This window comes from Peribacillus sp. SIMBA_075 (assembly GCF_046534585.1).
In genome coordinates this window covers 1-259 of sequence record NZ_JAWRYN010000936.1, presented here as the reverse complement: position 1 = coordinate 259, position 259 = coordinate 1, and the positions used below count along the sequence as shown (strand labels likewise).

At 40.2% G+C, this 259-nt stretch carries 1 protein-coding gene; it reads right to left on the bottom strand.

Going from position 1 to position 259, the window contains the following annotated elements:
• Positions 1 to 122 precede the first annotated feature (122 nt).
• The coding region (locus SB775_RS31010) for a spore germination protein (protein ID WP_410865109.1) at positions 123 to 259 on the bottom strand (137 nt) is incomplete at its 5' end.

The following is a 259-nucleotide window of genomic DNA, read 5'->3' as shown; positions in this document are numbered from 1 at the left end:
ATCAAATGGATTCGAAAACAGCCGGCAAGCAAGCTGGTCAAAACAAAAAAATCGAGACAACGCAGAAAGAAATAAGCATAAAAAAGCACTCCTCTAAATGAAATGAGCGTAGAGGAGTCGCTTTATGCATTGCCTACCATATTCTGATCATTTAAGTCAGGATCCACATAGTTGGTGGCGCTAATGCCATTATTTAATATCAAGAAATCTCCGGTATTCCCCGCTCCAGAGCCTAAAGCAGATTTTGACGAACTTTTAG